Source organism: Radiobacillus sp. PE A8.2 (genome assembly GCF_045635475.1).
Taxonomy (GTDB): domain Bacteria; phylum Bacillota; class Bacilli; order Bacillales; family Amphibacillaceae; genus JBJGXI01.
In genome coordinates this window covers 38,520-59,719 of record NZ_JBJGXI010000024.1, presented here as the reverse complement: position 1 = coordinate 59,719, position 21,200 = coordinate 38,520, and the positions used below count along the sequence as shown (strand labels likewise).

Here is a 21,200-nt window from a genome sequence, read left to right as displayed (position 1 = left end):
ACCATAAAATCAACATGTGACATTAATTAACTAAGATAAAATAATACATATCTTAACAAATAGTTATTAATAAGTAAAATTTCATCTAAAAAGTATTGCTCAGTTATAGTGTTAACGGTATCATATAGATAGAAAACGTTTGTTTTTTTCTAGAGTTTATAATTTCATGTCAGTCTCTACGATATAACAAACATTAGAAATAGTAAGAATTGGTATAAACTAGGCATTATGACAAGATAGGGCACTTACGTTTAAAGTTGCTTGTTCATACATCAAGCTAGCTTATAATATTATCCATGGAGGTTACACTATGTTAAAAGGAATTCCAAATATACTTTCTCCAGAACTATTGAAAACGCTTGCTGAAATGGGTCATGGAGATGATATCATTATAGCGGATGGAAACTTTCCCGCCGCTTCTCATGCGCAACGGATTATTCGAGCTGATGGTCATGACATACCTGAGATGCTTAAAGCAATAACACAGTTTCTACCAATTGATACGTACGACGATCACCCTGTTGCATTAATGGAAGTCGTAAAGGGGGATCCAATTGAACCAACTATTTGGAAAGAATATGAAGCAATCTTAGAAACATACAATTATGACTTTCGTGCCACCGAATATGTTGAAAGATTTGCATTTTATGAGCGTGCGAAAAAAGCTTATGCCATTGTAGCAACAAGTGAAAAAGCACTTTATGCAAATATTATTCTTAAAAAAGGTGTAGTATCTGAATAATTCATCAATTTGTGTGTGAACAATTATCACAGCAGACGAAAAAGATAAGTTGAACCAGGACTAATAGGTGAACTGGGGGCTCTTGAGTATGTGTGTACGAGTAATGCTTGACTTGACCTCGAATTTCCATTTTGTAACATCAAAAACAACAGTTGGATTCATTCTGTATTGAACTTGGCTATATTTTCAAAAGTTGAAAGAGGCTGGAACATAAATACTCTATAAATTAAAAAAGTGAAATCGCGCAGGCGATTTCACTTTTTTAATTCTATTCTGGATATATAGGCAAGATGTTACCCTCTTGCACGTGATCTTTTATTCCCAGGTAAGAAAGTGTAAAATTCGAAGTTGTCTAGCTCCAGCGCCCAGCAACTAGCCAGACTTCCCTCACCTCCATACGTTGCTTAACGGGCATTTGCGCTTTTCTCAATTCGGACAAGTAAACGTGTCACTCTTTTCTCCATGTTATCAGCTTGTATATAATTATAACGAAAACTTCCTATTGGAACAGTAAATGCTTTTTTTTGAATTGGGTAGAGAAGGAACTGTTATTTCTACTTTAGAGTACTTATTAAACTGAGTAAATTTTTGTTAACTTTACTTTTACTGACAGGTGTAAATGGCTTCAAATTAGTCACAAAGGAAAAATTGATAGACAACCACGAAAAATGTGTGTCTCCCATTTGATGCAAAAGATAAAAAAGAAACTCCTCAAAAGTTCAATTAACTCATGAGAAGCCAATGTTAAATTCTCTTAAATGTAATCAAGATGTTAGCATTTCACTTATAAAACCACTCATATCGAGAGTTTGGGGCATTGGGGCATTATTACATCGTGCTGCCCGTATTCCCTTAAGGTCTAACATCTAAATAAACAAATAGTTAATCTTGCGTCATTCAGTGTTATTCATTCCATAGAAGCAACATCTCTCATGTATATCACGACATATGTATTTCATTTTTATCCTATTGAACTAGCACAAGGCCATGACCCTATTTATGCCGTATATGTTCACATTATTCACTCTAGGGAGGAAGAAGCCAATCCGATTAAACGTTGGGAAATAGCTAGTTCAAAAGGAGCGGTTCTCGCATTGTTAACCAGAATGTCAATTTGCCCTAGTTTCTCATTTACTTCAGTTATCATCGAATTCACTAGAGACTTTTCACATACATTCGCTTGCATAATAATCGCTTTTGTCCCATCTGTTATAACTTCTCTTTCAGACGATCTTTTTCTAATTTGGATATTAGATCTCATTTCTTTTACCCAATGTGCCGGTGGAGAATTTTATTCCGGCAATATTGTGGCTTTTATCACTTCTTTACCTTTATAATTGCACAGGTAATTGTTCACCAGAATATGAAATGACGGTATGATTAATCTCACCAGCTATTTCTATTGAAAATTGTCTTTTGTACGGCATCCCTTCAAAACTACCATCTCTCTTTTGGAGGATAAGCGTACGTTGACCATTCACCCAATTCATTTCTATCGTCGAGTAGGCACCTTCCTCATAATTATAATTGTCGCCTTCATCTTCATATAGAGTGAATGACCCATTTGTACCTGGATAGATTTTCAAATGAATGGTCGCATCCGGTTCATCATCAGTAAATTGAATATCCGGACCTGTGGGAACAATCGACCCTGCTCGCACAAACAACGGCATAGTCTCCAAATCGGCTCTGGTAGAAATGGTCTTATTTCCGATGATCCGTTCATCACTCCAATAATCGTACCAAGTTCCAGAAGGCAAGTAAACAATACGGTTTTTATTGGTTTCTTTCAGTTTACGAGAATCTGGTCCGTAATACATGGCTGTCATTACAGGTGCAGCCATGAATGCTGAACCGAACATAAATTGGTCATCAATATCGTACGTATTTGCATCATTACGGAAATCAAAAGGTAATGCACGAAACATCGTATAGCCATCATGGGCCACTGCCCCTGCCATAGAATAAATATAAGGCATCAATTTGTAACGAAGCTTCAAATACTTGACCAATGTATCGTACATCGGTTCTCCAGGCTTTCCAAATCGCCATATTTCTCTTGGTGTATCCGTACCGTGAGAACGGAACATCGGAAGAAACGAACCGGCTTGAAACCATCGAACGTAGAGCTCACGATAGCCTAAATCTTCTACGCCTTTATTATAGTCGCCATCCCAGAACCAAAGATCTGGTTTATTTTGGACGAAAAATGCCCCGATGTCAAAAGTCCAGTAAGGTGATCCAGTCATACAAAAATTAAGCCCATCCGCAATTTGCATCCTGAGTGTTTCCCATTTGGCAACTATATCTCCTGACCAGGTGATTGTGCCATAACGATGCTGTCCAGCATAAGATGAACGAGTCAGATTGACAACACGCTTCTTGGTCGTCACTGCGCGTTGACCTTCATAAATACCTTTGGAATGCAGGAGTGAATAGGCATTAATATATTCTGGATCCAGATAGCGCTTGGCTTCTGCCGTATTGATCAGCATTCGTTGTTCCGGCTCAGGCTTGACTGCTCCTGTCCAATCCGCTTCAAATGGCTCTGTGCAATCGCACCACCATGCATCGATTCCATGAGAGAACAAACCTTCATTTGCTTGCTTCCAATATAGTTGGCGAGCCTCTTCTTGGAAAGCATCATAATTAGCCTGATTGCCAAGGAGGAACCCGTTTTCGCTCATTTCCTTGTGGTTGTCGCCGCCTTTATTCATGATTGGCCAGATCGAAACCATCAGTTTCGCATGTAACGCGTGGATATCCTCCATCATCGCATCCGGATCAGGAAACCGGTCGGGATCAAGCGTTTTCTGCCCCCACAACTCACCGACCCATGAACGCCAATCCAGCACGATGCAATCAAGAGGGAGATTGCGGTCACGATAAGCTTTTACCGTATCAATCAGTTCCTGCTGTGAAACATATCTCTCTTTAGATTGTATGTAACCAAATGCCCATTTGGGAAGCATCGGAACTTCACCTGTCAAATATCGAACACCTTGGATAATCTGATCAAATTCTGGACCGTAAATGAAGTAGAATTCCATTTCATCATCTGTATCCGTCCACAAGTAAGATCCAAAAGCATCATCACGAAATGCCATATTCGAATAACTGTCAATTAAAATTCCGTAGCCACGTGTGGATATAAGTGCCGGTACGACCGCTTTCATGTTTTGCTGATACAAATATTGATGCTTCCCACGTAGATTAAACATGCCTTCTTCATGTGAACCCAAACCGTACAGCGCCTCATCCTGTTGCCACTCAAACGCTAATTTCGTATGAAAAGCTTGCCTGTCGACTTTCTGCTTAAGTCCGTCTACATTCACGCGAAGTCCATCTGCCCCAATATTAGTCTGAAGTTCTGTAGTATCGTCGAACACCGTTCGCACAACATCCGTTCGCTCCAAAGTTTTGCCCCCTTTGGAAGGCTCTTTAGTAATCAGACATCCATTAGCGTCCAGATAAGTGAAAGCACAGGTTGATTTTTCAATTCGTATGGTCAGTAAGTTCGTTGATAACTCTAAATGATGGTCATCTTCATATACATTAAATTGTATATCTTTGTCATCGAATGATTGAGTAACCATCAGACTCTCTTTGTCACTGAAAGTCGATTCCAGTGTGTAACGAATTCTAGCAATACCTGGAGCGCAAAAAGTCACCTGCATTATCCCTTCCGAAGTTTTAAGGAAAACGCCGTTAGAGACTTCATCAAATTTATCCAACCTCATTGACATTACATCTCCTTTTTGGTTGATTGTTTTTCAATCTTCGTTTTTTATCTAGCAATTCTGCAGAACTTTTCATTAACCTTTAACAGATCCAGCAGTCATACCTGCTACAATGTATTTCTGACCGAGTATATAGGCGATGACAACCGGCAAGCTTGTCAGAACGATATTGGCACTGACGAGATTCCAGGATGAGTCATATCTTCCGAAGAAATTGAATACTGCCAATGTCATTGGCCATAATTCTGAACTGTTCAAGAAATACAATGGTAAAATAAACTCATTCCAGACAACAAGGAAGTTTAATAACATAACCGTGACGACGACCGGTTTCAGTAACGGAAAAATGACCTTGAAAAACAATCCAAAACTCCCACATCCATCTATAATTGCAGCCTCATCTAAAGTTCGGGGTACTGAGGATACAAAGCCGTATATGAGAAATACGCTGAAAGGAACTTGCAGCGCTGCGTATATAAGTATTAAACCGATGCCTGAATTCATGAGTTGAAGCATTTGCATGATTTTAATCAAGGAAATATGATTAACTGGCATAGCAATACCAAGCACGATGAAAAAATACATAAAATTATTCACACGTGTTTTTCTTCTGGAAAGAACAAAAGCGGCCATGGTACAAAATAATATATTTAGGCCAACCGCACCGACCGTATAAAACATGCTATTCATAAAGGACTGCATTAAATTACCGATTTCAATGACGAAACTATAATTGGAAAATTCCCATGATGATGGCCAAGCAAAATTCATGGACGCAGCATCACTTTTCGGTTTTACTGAATTAAATAGAATGAGCAGCGGAGGAACAAACATGATGATTGAAACGATACAAATAAATACATTGTTCGCTAGTTGTGTCAAAAATCTTTTCTTGGCCATTATGCATCGACCTCCTTATTCATTAATTTGATCACAAAATATCCCACGACGACCATAATGACTAACATTAACGATGATAGTGCCGTCCCTAGTCCGTAATAGCCATATCCGAACATTTTGAAAATAACTGTATATAAAACTTCTGTTTGATCACCAGGACCTCCATTTGTGGTAACGAATATAATATCGAATACCCGCAGGCCGTATACAAGATTCAGTACAATGGTGATGGCAAACGCTGGCATTAGAAGAGGTAACGTAATGTAACGGAATTTCCCCCAAAATTTTGCTCCGTCGATTTCAGCAGCTTCATAATAGTCTTTTGATATCGTTGTCATGCCCGCCATGAAAATGGTCATGATATACCCTACACCTTTCCAAATATCAATGGCCATGACCGATATGAATGGCCAACCACCTTCAAATAACCATTGTCTTGTCAACATGTCTAATCCCGCAGCCTTGAGTGTTGAATTGAGTAGACCAGATGGTTCCAATATCGATTGAAAAGTCAACCCTGTAATCAGAAAAGACAATACAGCAGGCAAAAAAATAATTGCCCGATGAAAATTCCGAGCCAAAATTTCTCTAGATAATACTATAGCCAATCCCAACCCTAAAACTGTTTTCATGAGTGAGGTAATAACGGTAAATTTCAAAGTATTCCAAACGTAAAGTAGATAATTTTCTTCCATCGAAAATATTGTTTTATAATTATCCAGTCCTATGAAACTTATCGTATCAGTAAACCGACTCCAATCAGTAAATGAAAGATATATACCTACAAAACTTGGTAACACATATAATAAACAGTATAGTAATAGGGCGCCGTATAAAAAATAACTTGGGTAGATTTTGTTTTGTATTTTCATGGATCCCTTCTCCTTTAATAAGAGAAACCTTCAGAAATAAATTCTGTAGGTTTCTCTAAAGTATTAATAATTAATCAGTCCAAGCTGGATCACTTTCTGCAATTGCTTGTTGTTCTCGTCGAGCATCCATTGCTTCCAAAAGCTCAATTGGTTCCATGGATCCTTGGAAAACAGCCATTAAATCTTGACCGATATCCGTCCATTGTGGATCGATATAGCGGACTCCTGCTTGCATTACTGTACCCTCTTGACCATTACTATTTGCTTTAATCTCTTCCAATACTCTATTTTCTTTTGGCGTTACCCCCTCGAATGGCAACTCAGAAAATCTGGAAGACTGATCAAGAAAATACTGCAAATTGTCTGGTTCAGCAAGGTAAGCAAGGAATTGTTTCGCTTCTTCAACATGATCTCCATCCTTGTAAACAAACTTTGAAGGTCCTTGCGGATTTACATTCAAGATCTGATTGTCCAAAAATGGCATAACGACGGCACTAAAATCTTCTGCAGTATAAGGTGAATCTTCCACATTATCCTCTAATTCTTTTCCGAAACTCGATCTGTCAAACATCATTGCATATTCTCCTGTAGACATGGCATTAAACATATCTGCATAAGTATTGCTATAGTATTCGCTTCCATAATATCCTTTTTCAACTAATTCCAAGACTTGCTCAACAAGAGTCACCATATCTTCATTTTCTGCAAGCGTGACCTCATTCTCATTCAGTTGATCATACATTCCTGGATTTAATTCGGCAACTCTCGGTCCCATTTCCATTAAAGGAAGTTGGTGATGCCAACCGTCAGCCCCTGGTTCATATATGGGTGTTATACCATTCTCCAATAATGTCTCACTGACAGCTAGAAGCTCATCAAATGTTGACGGAGGCGTTAAATCATATTCTTCAAAAATTTGCTTGTTATATACCAATACCCAAGTCCCACTGCCTCCTAGATCCCACAATGGCAAACCGTAAACTTTCCCATCGTGGGAAACGCTCTCATTAAAAGGTTCTTTTATAGTAGCCGCCCATGGTTCATTCGACAAATCCGCCAAATTTTTCTCCGGGTCCAGTGTTGATTTTAGAGTTAGTTTGCCAGCTTGCGATACAATGAGATCCGGTCCTTCTCCAGCATTTAGTCTCGCATTTATTAAGGAGTTAAACTGGTCTGAAGGAACTATTTGATAATCAATAGCGATCCCTGTTTCCTCTTCAAACCTTTTCGCCAGCTCCAATTCGGCATCCAAAATTTGATCTTGTGATGATACGACCGATAGTGTTACATCAGATTTGGCATTTTCATCAGCATTTGATGAATCGTTTGTGTTATTTGTGTTCTCTGTGTTGTTTGTGTTCTCTGTGTTCTCTGTGTTCTCTGTGTTGCTGTCACTCGGCGCACAAGCCGAAACTATAAGGACAAGTAATCCAATGATGATAACGTAAAAAGCCAAACTTTTTTTCATTTGTGAATCCTCCTTTTATTATCAATCTCATTTCCTATTATAAACGTACCTGTCACATGCCGATATGCACTAAAACGCTTACATTTATGTGTTTTTTTTCTGCTTAATATGTCGAATACTAGCATGGTATTGAAAATAAAAAAAGGACTTGATTATACTCTGTCAGCATAATGAAGTCCTTGAGATACACATTGCCTGTCTGAAATTAAGAAGATTTAGCCTGGTACTTCTCTCGATAATGCGCAGGGCTTATCCCCTCTTGCTGTTTGAAAACGCGACTAAAATAGTTTTGATCCGTATACCCTACCAATTCCCCAACTTCTTTTACAGAAATTTCTTGAAAGGATTGCAACAAGTGTTTTGCCTTGGACATTCTTAAATGAATGATATAAGCAGAAGGAGTTTTTCCAACAATCTTTACAAACCACTTGCTTAAGTGAGAAGAGTTGAAATTAAGCTCTTGTGCAATCTCCCCCAATTTCAAGTAACTTGTATAATTATTGTCTAAAAACATTCTAAACTTTTCTATCGTATCCTCAATACATTCACCATTAGCCGCTTTGAACACTTTCAATTTCTCTATTACACTGTCTCGTTCGGCATCCAATTCAATTCTCAGTTTTAGCAAGCTTTGTTTAAGAGCATTGGGTTCAATCGGTTTTAATAAATAATCTTTTGCGTTAAAGTGAATCGCCTGACGAGCATAGTTAAATTCATTGAATCCAGAGATAATAATGGACCTTACGGAAGGATAATTATTATTCAGTTGCTGCAGAAGCTGAAGTCCATTAATCTGGGGCATTTGAATATCGGTGATGATTACGTCCGGAAGCTTCATTTGCAGTAAATCGAGTGCTTGTTGACCATTTTTTGCTGTTCCCTCAACTTTGAACCCCATATCCATTTGTTCGATTTTTTTGACAATATTGTTTAAAATCATCGTTTCATCCTCTACAACAAATACTACATAATGATTATGATCCATTTAAAGTTCCTCCCTTTATTCATCACATTATTATGAAAGATATATAAGTTAAGGAATTCTATTTCCACCAACGGTAATAACAAATCCTCTTGCGTTATCATGAATATGAAATATCATTTTATCCTGATATGTCAACTTCAAACGAAAATATATATTGAGCAGGCCCATTCCTTCTACACTAAGACTGGAATATTTACCCGACTTTTCTAACTCTTTGATTTTTTTGTACAATTTTGATTTCTCAGCACTTGACATGCCTGGCCCGTTGTCCGACACGGTGACGCTCCATTGATTACGGTACACCTTGCCGGTAATGCTAATACACCATGGACTCATGCCATGTATACCATGTTTCATACAATTTTCAACAAGTGGTTGTATAAGCAGTTTCGGAACTGGTATATCGAATAGTTCATCCTCTATATTAATCGTATACCTGAGATCATCTGGATAACGGATTTTCATACATTCTAAATAATTTTTTGTATATTCAATCTCTGCACTCATGCTCACTCCATTCGATTGATCTGATGAAATATAGCGAAGCATTGTCGAAAGCTTTTGGCATAGCCGTGTGATCTCTTCTGACATGCCCTCCTCTGCCATAATGCTGATCGTAGTGATGGTGTTGAATAGAAAATGAGGATTCATCTGTGAAGACAGGGCAACCATCGTTGCTCTAATTTCTTGAGATTGCGAAAATAGTAGCTTGTCAACAGAATGTTGCAATTTGGCGTGCATATCATGAAAGGCGGATTGCAATTCATCAATTTCATTAATACCACTGTCAACATATTGATCAGGTTTATACCCCCCATTAATTTCCATTTTTTGAACGGAGGAATGCAGTCTTTTAATCGGATTCGTAATGCGACGAGCCCCAAAGAAGGTGAAAATTAGTGTCAAAACCAAAATTACAAATGCTGTTATGATCATCCTCATCGTATATTGAAAAATCGAATTAATTAGTTTTGCTCTGGAAGTAACTGCGACAAGCATCCATCCTGTCTCTTGCGAAACATGATATGACACCAGTTCTTTACCTTGCTGCACAGGACTATCAAGATACAAAGGCTTCCCTTCCGAATTCGTAAATTCATCGTAGTAATACCCACCATTTCGGTCATCGCTATCATAAGGATATAATTGGACCCCCTCATGATTTAAAACGTAATACCGTCTGTTACTTTCTTTCTCTTTTTCAAGCGCGAGCAGACTGCTAAAAACAACACCTGCATCCTGTTGTGCTTGTACAACGCCTTGCACATTGTTGAAATCTCCATAATAGGTGCGATACAACGATATAAAATACTTATTTTTAAAAAAAGAGAATGAATCAGCTAGTTCTTCATCCTTTTTTGGTAAGCCAATATATCTACTACCTTCGCTTTGAATAACGTTATCGTACCACGGCTTTTCAGTGACATCTTCTCTCGTATATTTCATTAATGAACCAGTGGAAATACGATTGCCTTCAAGATCATAGATGGTTAAGGTTTTTACGGATTGGGCAGGCCCTATGGCCGCAACCATAATCTCACTTAATTCCCTAATATCTGAAATTTGATCTCTCGTGTAAGATTGTTCATCTTCAGTATCGGCAATTCTCAGCAAACTGTCCTTAATCAAGTTGGAGTAAGCAACGCTCAGCGTCACGTTATCCATTTTTTGAATTTCAAGATCCATTTCATTCGTAAGACTCAAAGAAAGTTCTTTGATGGCTTCATACGTTCTGGTCGTAAATTCTCTGGATTCATTAAAATAGTAAACGCTGCCAAAAATTACAAAAACTAAAATTATGATAGCCACGTAAGTCAAATATAGCTGAAATTGAAAGGAGCCCTTTTTATTCATCACAACACCTCCAATAGATGTGGTAGGCGTTCCCGTTATTATCCAATAATATATAGCGGCTTTTTCATGTGAATCTGATGTTTTCATTGTATTAGGTATTGGTACATGTACAGTTTGCCACGATAACTGCTCCGTACGACAGTGGAGATAGATTAATAACATCAACTTGTTTTTAAAAAAATAATGGCAATAACTCTAATAAAGATGTGTCGTTTAATGAATAATGACAGTAAGACAAAATATAATCTGAACCAGTTTTATCAAGAACTTGTTCAAAAACAGGAAGTGTCAACCCTGATACAACGAAATAACAAATCTTGCTATCTTCTTTCAACTGGAGAAACGCTGCAATCCCTTCATTTATAACTTGTCAAACGATCCGACTTTTCTAAGTAATTTGTGCCTAAGCGATGCTTCCAAACTCAATATGATGAAGTCGAAAATGTTTTTGCAAATTTGCTGTTAGCCTAGTTCGCCTCACTAAGTTCATCTTCCTTTTGCTTCTCTTTTTCAAGTTCTTTGAGTGCTTGTGCCTTTTCCTCCGCCTTTTTAAATGAATGATTGGAAAACAACATTAATACAAAACTATATAAACTAACACCAAAGAAAGGAATTAATCCAGATACACTGAAAGTTAAATAATAAACAACAAAACAGCCAGCTGCCATAAGGATTGTTATTAACGGGTTGGAAAACGCGAACAGTATTGCACTTTTAATATATTGGAACAATTTAAATTCGTAATGCACGAAAACCGGAAAAATATACAGTAAAACCATAAAATAGATAATGAATAGTCCGACTGTAAAGTAACTAAAAAACACGTAAATTAATCCTTCTTGCGTGAAAAAGAACCGAGCATCTAAATACAATAGAAAACCTATCACTCCAAGTGTAAACATTAACAAATTTGCACGTTTAAATTCAGTTCTGTACGATTTCCAAAATGTTTTAAATACTCCGATATCCTCATCCTGTATCCACTTTCGATTAACCGCAAACATTGCAGCAGTTGCTGGTCCAATCCCAAAGAAAACCGCCCCAACTAGCGTAAACAATATCCATAAAAGATTGACATATGCCAGGCGCATCACCCATTCGCTTAATCGATAAAAGCCTGCCATCATTCCATTACCCATCATTGTAATCCCCCATTTCGCATACCATGCTGCTACTTATTTCAAACTACAACGTTTTCATTCTATTCTATTGGTTATTCTATCATTTGTCTACGAAGCACTTTAAACAAACACTATTTTTCGGAATTTTTCAAAATTTATAACGATCCAATATTCAAGTTTTAATAAAATATAACGTTAATCCAAACTTCAGTTGATGGCCTTCTTCTAAAACACCATCAAAATTAACTCCGCCAGTACCTAGCTCTTCAAAAGGACTTCCCTCATCGTTGTCACATCTTTTAAATGCACTAAAGGCATCGGTTATTATCTTTTTTTGACATTCTACCGGATTATCGCCAGCTTTCGTTAACCAATAAAGGGGAGCTTGCGTTACGATTTCCGCATTTGCTCTTAAATATATTTCAATTGTGGTAACATTTGCACCTTATATAAAAAAATTTACCGCTGCCGCTAATAAATTGCATGGCTCATATACGTTGAATCCATATGAGGATGCACTCTCTCTCATAAAAGAACATCTTTATGAGTTTGTTTAGCTTGTTATAAAGACTATTCAGATATATGTTATTCCTGGTCTTGTGGCTGTGGATGTCTACGTCTTACTATTATAAGAAAGTGAATAATCTTAATGACGATTGCAGCTTGTTTTCAAATCAATTGATTGTACTCTTGCACCAGTATCATAAAGAATTGCCACCCATGTAAATTTCTTCGATGATACCTCAGGTATTAAACCTGAAAAATCCTGATCAACTGATTCTATAAATGAAAACTACTGGGCAAGTATCTGCCCAGTATTTCATCCTAGTTTATTAATTCATTTTATACTTTCTACGAATTACTAAAAGCAATCCAGCTCCGGCTATAACGAATACAAGTCCGATTGCCAACCAGTTAAACGTCGATGTTGCTGTGTTTGGTAGCTCTTTATCTTCGTCACCTGTTTCATCTTGATCCTTATCTTCGTCACCCGCTTCATCTTGATCTTTATCTTCTCCATCTACAGGTGGCTCGGGCTGTTGTTCTGCTTCAGCAAACACTCCGTATATGGAGAAGTGTGGAACATCAAGTGTAATAACACCGTCTATTGCTTGACCACCACGTAACTCCCATTCACCAGAATTTTCATCTAGGTAATATATATTCACTTCATCTTCCGAATACTGTTCTGAATTGTATTCTAGTGTTAACGTGAAACTACCGTCAAACTCAGAGCCCGATGGATAGGTAAAGTTTACGTCATATACATCACCTGCAACAACATATCCGTCATTGCTTAGATTTTTTTCATCTACTTGATTAATTGTTACCATAGTACCTGTTGGTAAATCATCAGGCATTTTGATCGTTGCCATGGAACCTTTAATTCGGTACAACTTGCCCGCAATCACTTCCATCGATTCACCTAGTGTAATCTCTGTATCATAAACTTTCACACTTACTTGTATAATTTCATCTTGATACGTTATTGTAATTTGTGCTTCTCCTGTCCCAACTGCTGATATTTCGCCGCTGGAGGATACGGTTACGATGGAATCATCACTTGAGCTATATGTTGCTTCGTCTGTAACATCTAGCTGACTATCATTCGAATACTCAGCCATCACTTCAAACTGTGCAGTTTCACCAATTTCTAGTAATTTCTTCTCAAGATTAATGATAATGCCAGTTAAGTCTGATGCTGGTATTACCTCATTCTCGAATTGTTCAATCGCTTGCTCCAACGCTTTCACTGCTGCATCAATTGCCGCTTGGTCTGTTGCTTCTTCTGCTAGCACCGCTTCGGCTGCTGTGATCGCTGCTTCTAGCGTGTCAACTGCTTCTTGTGGGTATTGACCTGGTTCCTCACCAATAACCGCTTGGTCTACTAAATCTGTCGCAGTATCTAGAGCGTCTTCTAATTGTTCAGTATCAGCCGAATAAACGACAGATATTGGTTCAGTTGTTACAGTTCTTCCTCCGTAGCTGATCGTCAACGTTCTACTATCGTGTTCCGCTTTTGTTAGAATGTCTCCATTCGCGATTGACTCTCCGCTTTTTAGTTGAACCGATACACCTTCATCATTAAAAGAGAGTGTTTCCATGCTACCGTCTGAATAAGACGCGATAATCTCCATTTCAGAAAGATCTAATGCCGATCCTTCATCATAAGTTAATTTAGGCTGCTCACTGATTCTGATATACGTTACATCCTGAGTTGTATTCGGAGCCAAAACTTTAAACGCATCCACAATCATATATTGTCCGGACTTCTTCACAAGCTTGAGTGTATGATCTCCCAAGGGTAAATCGTTGGTAGAATAAAGCACGTACTGAGAGTCTCTGCCACCTGTCTTATGCGCAGTTACTGTATCTTGGTAAACATCGTCGATATATACATCTACCTCACCCATATCATTGTTTCTTTCAGTGATATATTCAACGCCCGTTCCAAAGAATTCTAATTCAACATAATTACCGATGCCCCCACTAGAACTATTGCCGGAGATATGGGCATCACCCTTATATGCTCCTTCACCTGATCGGTTGTTCGTGTAAAACCATGCACCTTCATTTTGACTAGTTGCTCCTGAAGCATTTTCATATGTTACCACATCTAAATCGTTATCGTTAATCCAGTTCACATTACTTGCCCCTGATTCGAGTCGAACTCCAAAGGCATCAACAACCATTCGCTCCCCAGATTTTTTAACAAGTCTGATAGTATGCCTGCCATAGTCCAAGCCTACGTTGATATAAGAGGTTTGCTGGTATGATGTTTCCTCCGAGTAATTGTTCACAGTTTCATGCAGATTTCCGTTGATATATACTTCTACTTCACCCATATCCGGACCCATTTCCGTTATGAAATCGATGCCGGCTCCGTAAAATGTGAACTCAGCTGAGTCTCCATTATCAGAAGTATAATGAACATCATTGGCATAATCATCGCTTTCTCTAGCATCACTGTATTCCCAAGAACCTGTGTAATCAATATTTCCATTCGTATTGTTTGCTACTGTATATACTGATTCTTCTAGTTCGGATGTTCTATACGTGTCAGGTGTTGTACCTGGTCTTACCAGGACGATATTTTCACCCTCATAGGTATCAAATTCCAATAAATCATTTTCCGAAGCAGGTAGTGTTTCACTTTTCACACCATCGCGGTACAGTACTACATCCGAATTCCATGGGTTTCTGATTCTGGCGGTTTTTCCAAGTTCTGATTCAATCTCCACATACTGAATATCACCTGACTCCATTGATGAAGAAACCAAGAAACCGTCTTTGGCAAGCAGTTTGTATTTGGCATCCCAAGCTTCAGGCCACGCAGGGAACACACGTATCACCGGATCTCCAACAGGAGTTGGGCTGAGGCTTTGATTAAGTGCTTCCTGGAGTGCAGCAGAATACGTACCGTAGCCTTCCGCCGAATAATAATCTAATTGATCAAAAAGCAGGTTAGGGTACTCGCCGTATGTGCTAAATACACCATACTGCGTATTTAAAATCATCTCCATATCATCTGAGCGACCAAGTTTAGCGGCATCAACATGAAAGCGACTAGACCCGTTTCTATCAATCCTCTCATTTTCAACTTGGTTTTCGTATCCAGGAGAATGGAGATAGGTATTGAGAGCGATTTCCCAGTCGCCGTCATCAAGACCCTGATCTCTTGTTTCCAAGTTCAGTACGTCATACTTTTCAAGCATCTTAAAGATTGGGCTTTCCGTTCCATGCAAATCCCTTATGAAGTATGAGGGAGTCAGACCTTGCGCCCAAGCTGGCTCATCTGTCTCGAGTATCTCAGCTAGCGACGGATTTGTACTGCCTGCCCACAAGGCACCAGGATCGGAACGCAACGGATAGTCTGCTAGGTTATCACGGATTTCTTCCCACTCTGAGCGCATCTCTTCGTCTACTCCCAGCAGTTCGGAAGCCTCAATCACAGCCGCAAAGACACCTCTAGCCATGGACAAATCATCAATTACGTCCTTACCGGCCCAAATATGTTCATGAAGGTTTGTGTTGTAAAAATGATATTTCCCATCTTCCTCTAATTTTAAATCACCATAAGTTCTGTAAAGCTCCGCTGCACCCTTGATGAATGGATATGCTCTTTCAGCCAGAAAATCAAGATCCTTTGTATAGTGGTATACTTGCCAGTAATATTCGGCAGTTTCCTGTGTAGCCATCATTGTATGCGATACATAACTTGCCTGGTTATTACTACCAAAAATATTCCAATTCCACGGTGCGAGAAACGTATTTCTGTTCTTCGTAAAATCTGTATATTCCTGTGAGCGAGTATCGGTTTCAAAAGTTATATATTCCTGCACTGCATCTGCAATATTATCCGGCAGTGTTTCCCAGCCCAGGATACCAGCTGTTTCAGGGATATAAATCCCTTCAGCGCCCCACATCTGGCTTGCAGCAGTTTCATATTGTTCAAAACTTGACTCTCTCATTTTAAACATCGGCTCCAACAATTCCGTATGATTGGCAGACAAAAAAGGCTGATATAAGGAATCCTGGTTCCAATTCCAAAAAAAGCTACCCCAATCACGCGTATCCTCCTCGCCAATCCAAATACCGCCGTTATACTTAGAAGGATAATTTCCTCTATTGGAAATTGCGGCTAAATACATGTAATAGTTACGTCGTTGTTCAAAATCCTTATGAGAAGGTAAATAGATGTAAGATTTGTCCCAAAAGTCGCTCCACCAATTCTGTGTGGACGCATAAACTGTGTCATAATCCGCAGAATTCACCGCATTAGTAATTGCATTATCTTTCGCATCTACTGTCTCATCCATCGTTGATTCTCCGCCGATGATGACAGTGAAGGTGCCGTTTTGTGCTGGTAAATTCAGTCTAAGCGCTTTACGATTACCAACCATACTATCTGAAATCGATGTGACATCTCTGCCCTGCACGGTTGCCGCCACAGCTGTGTTGACATAATGATCATTTACCTCTATACCAGTGTCGGCTTCTTCCTGAATCACCTGTTCTAGTACAACCATTGTATCGTCCTGTTCCGCAGTAAGAGTGGAAATCGCAGAATGCGCTCCCCATATTTGGTTCTCGTCACGCAACATAGTCAAATCAAGGCCGATCTCCCCTGGGGTGTCACGATTGTCCGTTATTTGGATTGCAATGGCATCGGATTCCATATTCGGAATTACTTTGACGTCCACTCCGTTTCCGTTAACACTAAGTTTGCCATCATATAAAGACAAATGATGTTCCGTGGAATCGTCAAAAACAGACCCTTGTCCTAAATTGATGTGAACCCGTCCTAGAGCGCCCCCTCCCGCATTTGTATGATGTTGAGATTCCGCTGAAGCATCATTAAACATAAAGGTATCGGTGTGGTTCAACTGCATAGTAAGCGTATTACCGCTACTTTGCCAAACGGGCCCGCCGAACCTTCCATTCGCTATAGGCATTCCCTGGGTACCAGTTGTTATTCTACCCGTGTGAGTAAGATCAGACCTACCAATCAACTCGCTATAATCCGGGTTGAATATGGGGGTGGGATCACTTGTTTGTGTTGCTGCTTGTGTTAGCGTTGGATTCGTAACAAATGACTGTAGGATCGTTGTGCATAGTAAGACTCCCAATAACACTAAAATATTCCATTTTGATTTCTTCATTATTTGCTTAACCTCCTAAAACAAATTTTGATTTAACATAATTTTCAAAATTATCAATTAACAGAATATCCCAACTACCCTCCTTGTTTCTGACATTTATTATGCATAATCCTCATGTTAGCGCATTCATTAGTTGATTAGTCTTATTATAGGTTAAAGCTCTCAAGCGTTATATGTAGATTTTCGTCTAATCTTATGGACATTTTACCAGAATAACATGAATCCGCTGTATACGTGTCCATGTATATCCTAATTTTACAGCACTTATATTAAACACCTACCCCTATACCTTTCATACTCTAATTGGTTTCCGTTATCTTCATCACTGTAACAATCAAAAGTGGTAAAAAGATAATTAAAACCGCAGATGAAAAACAGGTTGTATTACATAGGAGAGTATACGCTCAAAAAGCAAAAGCAGACTCAGCAGCAATGGAAAAAGCCAACGATCTTGTTGACAATCCTTCCAAATACAACAGCACAACGTCGTCGGTACTTCCAAATTTTAAAAAAAGAATCTTATTTTTTGATAAGTCAGGCGCGATACTTGGAAGTGGCAAACTTTAATAATTTTCAACGAAAAGAAGAGGAATTGGATTGTTACTATGCTATTATGACCAGCGAGTATCAGTACTACAATGAGCAGATTTATTGAAATATACAGTGGCCAATGAAAGATTGAGGAGTCATTTAAAGTCACGAAACGTATTTTAGAGAACAGACCAATCTATCTTTCTAGACATGAGCGCACTGAAGCTCATTTCCTTACTTACTTTGTTTGCATTGTGGTTGCAACAATTTTGGAAAAGCGTTTAACAGGAAGATCTTTCATTACATCCATAATTGATAGTCTAAAATCCTGTAGCCATATACAAGAAAACTATTATCTGTTTTATTTTAATGATGAAGTGCTTGGCGAGAATCAAGAAAGAATTAGTAATAGTTTTTTTGGGAAATATCTTTTATTAGGAGAAAAAATTAGGGTGGGTTAAGAAAGGTGACTTACACTACAACTTTTTGACATGATAGAAACAACCATGAATCCTGTAATCGTATGGGTTCATGGTTGTTTTTACTTTATTTTAACTGCAGAAATCATTATATGTAAAATTACGTCTAATCTAATGGACAATTCTACCTGATATAACATGAACCCGCTGTATATGTCCATGTATATCATTTCTCTAAACGACCAGTTCGCATGCGAAACTCTTTTGGACTGAAGCTTGTTTCGCGTCGAAATGCCTTGGCAAAATGATTCGCATCGGAATATCCAACCTGGGAAGCAACTTCTGAAATTGGCGATGACGTGGTGCTGAGCAGGATTTTCGCTTGTTCCATTTTTTTTCGGTTCACATATTTAAGCGGGGTAGTGGCAAAGTATTTTTGAAAGTAGCGAATGAGATAATTTGGATGAAGATGAACGTGTTTTGCAATTTGATCCAACGACAAAGGCTCAGCCAGATTTTGTTCGATGAAGTTCTGTAATCGGTTCAACCGTTCAAGCTCCTCAATTTTATCAGAATGAAAACGTAAAGGAACCGAATCTAGGTACAGCGCAATGATTTCAAGAATTAAAGCTTTCTCACGAAAACGGCGAACAAACGATGGTTCTGCATGCAGCTGAACTAATTGCTGAAACAAATGCTCCAGTTCATCTCTATTACGAACGTTAACACTATAGGGCACATCCAGCCATTGAAACAATTCAAGCCCGGCGAGCGTCGCAGTGAAATGGCACCAATATTTATGGAAAGGGCGATCATTGACAGCAGAATAAGATTGTTGAACAAGTGCCGGCATCAAACACAGTTCGCCCGGAACAGGCCGAATTTCCTGGTCTCCAATTTTCAACCAGCCTTTTCCCTCACATATAAAGTAGAATTTATTATAGGTTGGTGTATAGTCCAACTCTCTCCATTCAGGCAGGCATTCTGTATAAAAAGACTCTATCGGTTCAACCTGAAGATTCTTCAAAAGATCGTCCATAACCTGGTCCACAGAATCAGATTCCATTTTGTTCACCTTCCAAAAAGTTAATTTGTTCCTGTCAGAAGCTAATTGTATACCTATAAATTATATCATATTGTCGTTAAACTTAGTATAGATTCAATTCACCATTAGAGGAGGAGAAAGACATGGACACAAATTCGTTAGAACAAATAAGAGAGCGCTCCCAATCGTTTTTACAGGACCGATTCGGGATGTTCATTCATTGGGGATTGTATGCGATTCCCTCGAGAGGTGAATGGGTAAGAAGCCTTGAGAAAATGACGTTAGAGGATTATCAAGTGTACTTTGATGAATTCAATCCAATCGAGTATGATCCTCGGTCGTGGGCAAAAGCAGCCAAAAATGCTGGGATGAAATACGCAGTGTTAACTGCCAAGCATCATGACGGTTTTTGTTTATTTGACAGCGAATTGACGGATTATAAATCAACGAATACAAAAGCAAGTAGAGATCTTGTTCGGGAATTTATTGACGCCTTTCGTGCGGAAGGTCTCAAGGTTGGATTGTATTATTCCCTACTGGATTGGCATCATCCGGATTATCCCGCATATGAAGATAAATTTCATCCAATGCGAGATAATCCAGAATTTAAAAGAGAGAAATCCCAGATTTCAAGATATGTAGACTACATGCATGGACAGGTACGCGAATTACTAACTAACTATGGCAAAATCGATATTATGTTTTTTGATTTTGCGTATGAGGAAATGATAGGAGAAACATGGAAGTCTACGGAATTGACTAAAATGATCCGTTCCCTTCAACCGCATATCATTATCAATAGCCGTTTGGAGTCAAGTGGCGAGGAAACGGGCAGTATCTATACGAAGGAACCCACTTTTTATTCGGGAGATTACGCATCACCGGAACAAATGATTCCTCCTGGTGGAGTCATGAATGAGAATGGTGAATCGATCCCTTGGGAAGCAAATATTACCCTGAACAATAATTGGGGATACGTAGCAAGTGACCGCACTTATAAATCGGCTAAAACGATTATTCGTAAATTGGTGGAGTGTGTCAGCAAGAACGGTAACTTACTGTTAAACGTTGGGCCTGATGCGAAAGGAAAGATACCCCAGGAATCGTTAACAATTCTTACAGAAGTAGGTGAATGGCTATCTCGCAACGGGGAAAGCATATACGGATGCGGTGATGCAAGTCTTCCGAAGCCGGAATGGGGCAGGTATACGAGAAATGGTGATCGATTATATGCTCATGTCTTTGAAGAGTGTATCGGTGCAATCAATATGCCTGAACTTGCCGGGCATGTGAAACATGGAAGACTGCTTTCCGACGGTTCGGAAGTTTCAGTTTTTCGTCCTTGGAATACGACAATGTATCCAAATGATGCATTTGTCAGTCTGGACAAACCTGAGCATCATACTTATCCCCTTCCTGATAAGCGGGATACAGTCATACAGCTGACTTTGAAGAAATAAGGAGCAGGATGAGGAACAACATGAATAAAACGGAGTATAAGTCAGGACCTTTTCACAATGGTAGCGGTGAGAAGGTCTTTACTCCATTACAGTCCGATAGAATGTTAGCCTGTACAAAAAAGTTAGTTTTCAAGTACTTCAGTATCTCACGTTATAAAATCATAAAGTGAAATACTAACAATGTATTGCTTTGATCTATTTGATCTTTCATTTTTAAAGTAAGAATAATTAAAGTGAAATCATCTTTTTGTAAAACTAGAATTGTACGTCCATAATATATCGGAATATTCATCACAATAAGATTTCGTTGTGCTCACAAAGAATTATATTAAATACAAGAATTACTGTTCATGTTAAAAAAACTATTAATGAAAGCATTAGTAAAATTTAAGAAGTGTAT

At 38.7% G+C, this 21,200-nt stretch carries 13 protein-coding genes; 3 read left to right on the top strand and 10 right to left on the bottom strand.

Annotated features, from left to right (window positions below):
• Window positions 1–310: 310 nt before the first annotated feature.
• Window positions 311–742, top strand: a complete 432-nt coding sequence (gene fucU / locus ACI6MV_RS13815; protein WP_407270897.1) for an L-fucose mutarotase — start codon at window positions 311–313, stop codon at window positions 740–742.
• Between the two features lie 1,021 nt (window positions 743–1,763).
• On the opposite strand, the gene ACI6MV_RS13810 is transcribed toward fucU, so the two are convergent.
• The 9 genes from ACI6MV_RS13810 to ACI6MV_RS13770 form a co-directional block, all read right to left on the bottom strand.
• Window positions 1,764–2,003, bottom strand: a complete 240-nt coding sequence (locus tag ACI6MV_RS13810; RefSeq protein WP_407270896.1) for a Rossmann-fold NAD(P)-binding domain-containing protein — start codon at window positions 2,001–2,003, stop codon at window positions 1,764–1,766.
• Between the two features lie 70 nt (window positions 2,004–2,073).
• The gene (locus ACI6MV_RS13805) at window positions 2,074–4,482 is read right to left on the bottom strand and encodes a glycoside hydrolase family 31 protein (RefSeq protein WP_407270895.1); all 2,409 of its coding nucleotides are present in this window, start codon (window positions 4,480–4,482) and stop codon (window positions 2,074–2,076) included.
• Between the two features lie 75 nt (window positions 4,483–4,557).
• Window positions 4,558–5,382, bottom strand: a complete 825-nt coding sequence (locus tag ACI6MV_RS13800) for a carbohydrate ABC transporter permease (protein WP_407270894.1) — start codon at window positions 5,380–5,382, stop codon at window positions 4,558–4,560.
• The gene (locus tag ACI6MV_RS13795) at window positions 5,382–6,254 is read right to left on the bottom strand and encodes a carbohydrate ABC transporter permease (protein WP_407270893.1); all 873 of its coding nucleotides are present in this window, start codon (window positions 6,252–6,254) and stop codon (window positions 5,382–5,384) included. The genes ACI6MV_RS13800 and ACI6MV_RS13795 overlap by 1 nt, the downstream gene beginning before the upstream one ends.
• A 70-nt stretch (window positions 6,255–6,324) precedes the next feature.
• Window positions 6,325–7,722, bottom strand: a complete 1,398-nt coding sequence (locus tag ACI6MV_RS13790) for an ABC transporter substrate-binding protein (RefSeq protein WP_407270892.1) — start codon at window positions 7,720–7,722, stop codon at window positions 6,325–6,327.
• A 205-nt stretch (window positions 7,723–7,927) separates the two neighbouring features.
• Window positions 7,928–8,707, bottom strand: a complete 780-nt coding sequence (locus ACI6MV_RS13785; protein ID WP_407270891.1) for a response regulator transcription factor — start codon at window positions 8,705–8,707, stop codon at window positions 7,928–7,930.
• Between the two features lie 48 nt (window positions 8,708–8,755).
• On the bottom strand, window positions 8,756–10,561 hold the full coding sequence (locus tag ACI6MV_RS13780) for a sensor histidine kinase (RefSeq protein ID WP_407270890.1): 1,806 nt from the start codon (window positions 10,559–10,561) through the stop codon (window positions 8,756–8,758).
• A gap of 467 nt (window positions 10,562–11,028) precedes the next feature.
• Window positions 11,029–11,700: a YesL family protein gene (locus tag ACI6MV_RS13775; protein ID WP_407270889.1), complete on the bottom strand. Its 672-nt coding sequence runs from the start codon at window positions 11,698–11,700 to the stop codon at window positions 11,029–11,031.
• A gap of 815 nt (window positions 11,701–12,515) precedes the next feature.
• Window positions 12,516–17,345, bottom strand: a complete 4,830-nt coding sequence (locus tag ACI6MV_RS13770; protein WP_407270888.1) for a glycosyl hydrolase family 95 catalytic domain-containing protein — start codon at window positions 17,343–17,345, stop codon at window positions 12,516–12,518.
• A gap of 367 nt (window positions 17,346–17,712) precedes the next feature.
• Between ACI6MV_RS13770 and ACI6MV_RS13765 the strand changes: the two genes are divergently transcribed.
• A complete protein-coding gene (locus ACI6MV_RS13765; protein ID WP_407270887.1) occupies window positions 17,713–18,000 on the top strand; it encodes a hypothetical protein in 288 nt (95 codons plus the stop codon).
• 521 nt (window positions 18,001–18,521) lie between these two features.
• Here ACI6MV_RS13765 and ACI6MV_RS13760 read toward each other — a convergent pair.
• Window positions 18,522–19,361 (bottom strand): helix-turn-helix domain-containing protein, encoded by an 840-nt coding sequence (locus tag ACI6MV_RS13760; RefSeq protein WP_407270886.1) that lies wholly within the window; start codon window positions 19,359–19,361, stop codon window positions 18,522–18,524.
• A 122-nt stretch (window positions 19,362–19,483) separates the two neighbouring features.
• On the opposite strand from ACI6MV_RS13760, the gene ACI6MV_RS13755 reads away from it, so the two are divergent.
• The gene (locus tag ACI6MV_RS13755; protein WP_407270885.1) at window positions 19,484–20,800 is read left to right on the top strand and encodes an alpha-L-fucosidase; all 1,317 of its coding nucleotides are present in this window, start codon (window positions 19,484–19,486) and stop codon (window positions 20,798–20,800) included.
• The last annotated feature ends 400 nt before the right edge of the window (window positions 20,801–21,200 follow it).